Origin of the sequence: Citrobacter sp. (assembly GCF_050252275.1) — a bacterium.
GTDB lineage: Bacteria > Pseudomonadota > Gammaproteobacteria > Enterobacterales > Enterobacteriaceae > Citrobacter_A > Citrobacter_A amalonaticus.
The window spans coordinates 1-3,884 of the sequence record NZ_JBFWLF010000367.1 but is presented as its reverse complement, the minus strand read 5'-3'; the positions used below and the strand labels follow the sequence as shown (position 1 = coordinate 3,884).

5 protein-coding genes are annotated in these 3,884 nt (G+C 54.1%); 3 read left to right on the top strand and 2 right to left on the bottom strand.

The features are described 5' to 3' along the window. Together AB7E14_RS21630 and cusR are read right to left on the bottom strand one after the other, a co-directional pair. A partial coding sequence (locus AB7E14_RS21630) for a Cu(+)/Ag(+) sensor histidine kinase (protein WP_428169939.1) occupies positions 1-788 on the bottom strand: 788 nt, incomplete at its 3' end. Next, positions 778-1,461, bottom strand: coding sequence for a copper response regulator transcription factor CusR (gene cusR / locus AB7E14_RS21625; RefSeq protein WP_044256698.1), 684 nt, complete (start codon positions 1,459-1,461; stop codon positions 778-780). The genes AB7E14_RS21630 and cusR, both read right to left, overlap by 11 nt. 170 nt (positions 1,462-1,631) lie before the next feature. Here cusR and AB7E14_RS21620 point away from each other — a divergent pair, with 170 nt between their 5' ends. From AB7E14_RS21620 to AB7E14_RS21610, 3 genes are all read left to right on the top strand, one after another. Next, the gene (locus tag AB7E14_RS21620) at positions 1,632-3,014 is read left to right on the top strand and encodes an efflux transporter outer membrane subunit (RefSeq protein ID WP_316961933.1); all 1,383 of its coding nucleotides are present in this window, start codon (positions 1,632-1,634) and stop codon (positions 3,012-3,014) included. A 26-nt stretch (positions 3,015-3,040) separates the two neighbouring features. Then, on the top strand, positions 3,041-3,385 hold the full coding sequence (cusF, locus tag AB7E14_RS21615) for a cation efflux system protein CusF (RefSeq protein WP_044256696.1): 345 nt from the start codon (positions 3,041-3,043) through the stop codon (positions 3,383-3,385). A gap of 32 nt (positions 3,386-3,417) precedes the next feature. After that, on the top strand, positions 3,418-3,884 hold a 467-nt coding region (locus tag AB7E14_RS21610), incomplete at its 3' end, for a heavy metal-binding domain-containing protein (protein ID WP_428169938.1).

Here is a 3,884-nt window from a genome sequence, read left to right as displayed (position 1 = left end):
GCTGAAAAATTGGACTGGCGGGTAAAAACGTCTTCGATACGCTCGATCATGTGATTAAACGAGAGCACCAGCCGTTCCAATTCAATAGGCACCGACCGGGGATCCAGTCGGACGTCGAGATCTTTCGAGGTGATGTTCCGAATCTGTCGGCTGACGCTGCGGATCGGTTCGTGGCCTTTATAAACGGCAAACAGCACGATAAAAATGATCAACATGCTGATGATCGAGGCGGTCATGATGAGCTTGTTTTTCAAATCGTTAATGTAATGCAGGTGAAAATCGATCGACAGCGCCAGATACAGGGTATAGGCCGGTTTTCCGTCGATCAGCGGCCCGACCGGCAGGCGGATCATGCGCCAGCTGGAATGGGTGCCGTGGCTTGCCATCTGCATCGACGGACCATTAATCAAATAGACGTTGCCGCCCGGAACGGTTTTATCCACCGTGGCGCGGGCAAGAAACTGGCGGATATCCGGCATATGAGGGGAATGAAAGAGCGCCTGCTGGTTAGCATCTTCCAGCGAAATAATGACGTTTGAGTAACCGGCTACCACGTTTTTCAGGATCTCCAGACGGCGGGATTCTGGCTCGTCGGAGGGGCTAAGGATACGTTCGAGGGTGGCGCTGATTTCGCTTAAATCGTTGATGTCCTGTTCGGCAAAATGCACTTTTACCGACTGAATCATGATCCAGGCAAAGGCAAAAAAGGAGGCAATGGTCACGAGGCTGATAAAAAAGGTCAGGCGCGTCGCCAGCGAAAAAGGGCGGGATAACCGCTTACTGACCATCCGGCACCTCAAGCACATATCCCACGCCACGCACGGTCTGAATCAGCTTAGGCTCAAAGTCGTTATCAATTTTGCCGCGCAGGCGCTTCACGGCCACGTCAATGGCGTTGGTATCGCTGTCAAAATTCATGTCCCACACCTGAGAGGCAATCAGCGAGCGGGGTAATACTTCTCCCTGGTGGCGCAGGAAAAACTCCAGCAGGGTAAATTCTTTGCTGGTGAGCGTGATGCGGGTACCGCTACGACTCACTTTGCGGCTCACCAGGTCAACGATCAGATCGGCCACCTGAAACTGGCTTTCGACGATTACCGCCGCCCCCCGGCGTAGCAGGGTTCTGACGCGCGCCAGCAGTTCGGCAAAGGCAAACGGCTTAACCAGATAATCATCCGCCCCTAATTCCAGCCCTTTTACCCGATGTTCAATGGTTCCCAACGCGGTAAGCAGCAGAATCGGCATGCCTTTATTCGCGGCACGCAGCATCCGGACGATATCCCAGCCGTTGACGTCGGGCAGCATGATATCAAGAACGAGCAGGTCGTAATCACCGGTCATCGCCAGGTGATAGCCGTTCAGACCGTTGTCAGCAAGATCGACAACAAAGCCCGCTTCCGTCAGTCCTTTGGTCAGGTATTCACCGGTTTTTTTCTCATCTTCGACGATCAAAATTTTCAACACATTCTCCTTCGCCACGCGACGGTCATGGGGCCTCTCAATTCTAGAGAAGCCAGATCGGATAGCAATCGCATTCTGGGAAAATGACAGCTTTGTCATTTTGCTGTCACGGGTTGAACAGAGAGCGCCAGGTAAAGTGGCTGATATCAACCCACATGAAAATCAGGCTTATGCGTAATTTTAAGCGTCTCACGCTCTCAATGGCGTTACTGCTGGCAGGATGTTCACTCGCCCCGGACTATCAGCGCCCGGCGCTTCCGGTACCGCAGCAGTTTTCTCTCAGTCAGAACCAACTGGTGACATCACCGACAGGCTATCAGGACAGCGGCTGGCGGCAGTTTTTTGTCGATCCGCAGGTGAAAGTGCTGATTGACGAGGCGCTGCGTAACAATCGCGATTTACGTATGGCGACGCTGAAAGTACAGGAGGCGAGGGCGCAATATCGGGTGACTGATGCCGATCGCTATCCGCAGTTGAATGCTGAAAGCAGCGGAAACTGGAGCGGGAAACTGAAAGGTGACACCCGCAGTACGCGTGAATATGAGGCCGGGCTGAACCTGAGCGTTGATCTGGATTTCTTTGGTCGGCTGAAAAATATGAGCGAAGCCGATCGACAGACCTTTTTCGCCAGCGAAGAGGCGCGCCGGGCGGTGCATATCCTGTTGGTGTCCAACGTTGCACAGAGCTGGTTCAATCAGCGTCTGGCCTTCGCGCAGCTTCAGGTGGCACAAGAAACGCTGAGCAATTATGAGCGTGCATATGCGCTGGTGGAAAAACAACTGGTCACCGGCAGTACCAACGTGCTGGCGCTGGAACAGGCGCGTGGCGTGATTGAAAGTACCCGCAGCGATATTGCGAAACGTCAGGGGGAACTGGCGCAGGCGAATAACGCGTTGCAGCTGTTACTGGGGAGCTACGCTAAGCTGCCGGACGATGCGCGACAGAATGTCGGCGATATCAACGGCGTGACGTTACCGCCATCGCTGTCATCACAAATCCTGTTGCAGCGTCCGGACATCATGGAAGCCGAACACGCGCTGATGGCGGCAAACGCCAATATCGGCGCGGCACGGGCGGCGTTTTTTCCCTCCATCACGCTGACCAGCGGGATCTCCGGCAGCAGCAGCGATCTCTCCAGTCTGTTCTCGGCGGCAAGCGGGATGTGGAATTTCATTCCGAAAGTGGAGTTACCGATCTTCAACGCCGGACGTAATCAGGCCAACCTCGATCTGGCTGAGATCCGCCAGCAGCAGTCGGTGGTCAATTATGAGCAGAAGATCCAGAACGCGTTCAAAGAGGTTGCCGACGCGCTGGCGCTACGCCAGAGCCTTACCGATCAGATTCGCGGTCAGCAGCGATACCTGACTTCGCTACAAATCACGCTTCAGCGTGCGAGAACGCTCTATCGCAACGGAGCGGTGAGCTATATCAACGTGCTGGACGCTGAACGTTCGCTATTTACGACGCAACAAACCCTGCTTGACCTTAATTACGCCCGACAGGTTAACGAAATTACGCTCTATACCGCGCTTGGCGGTGGTTGGCTGGAATAAACCGAAACACATCACAGGAGATTGACATGAACACAGTATGTAAAGCGGTGGTATTCGCCATTTTCTCTACGCTGGCAATTAACGCTCAGGCCAATGAACACCATCACGGCGATATGATGAGCGCCATGCCTGCCGCCGAACAAAGCCCGGCGATCAGCGCCACTGGCGTAGTAAAAAGCGTTGATACGCAAAGCAAAAAAGTCACCATTGAACATGGGCCGATCCCCGCGCTGAACTGGCCGGCAATGACCATGCGTTTTACCATCACACCGCAAACGCAGCTCAACGATATTAAACCCGGTGACAACGTGGCGTTTACATTTATCCAGCAGGGCAATCTCTCTTTATTGCAGGATATTAAAAGCCAGTAATTCTCTCTTATTTTAACGTTGAGCATGACCTCATGAAAAATATCGCGCTGATTATCGGCAGCATGATGGCGGGCGGCATTATCGCCGTGGGCGGCTACGCGTATTTCGCCGCGGCGCACCCGTCGGCGAATACACCGCCAGTCACGGAAAAAGAAGCCCGCAAGGTGCTGTTCTGGTACGACCCGATGTACCCGAATACCCGCTTCGATAAACCCGGCAAATCGCCCTTTATGGATATGGATCTGGTGCCGAAATATGCCGATGAAGAGTCTGCCAGCGCTACTGCGCCGGGCGTCCGTATCGATCCGACGCAAACGCAAAACCTCGGTGTGAAAACTGAGGCTGTGCGTCGCGGACCCCTCACTTTTGCCCAGACGTTCCCGGCCAACGTCAGCTATAACGAGTATCAGTTTGTCATTATGCAGGCGCGTGCCGCCGGATTTGTCGAGAAAGTCTGGCCGCTCACCGTGGGTGATAAGGTGAAAAAAGGCGCACCGCT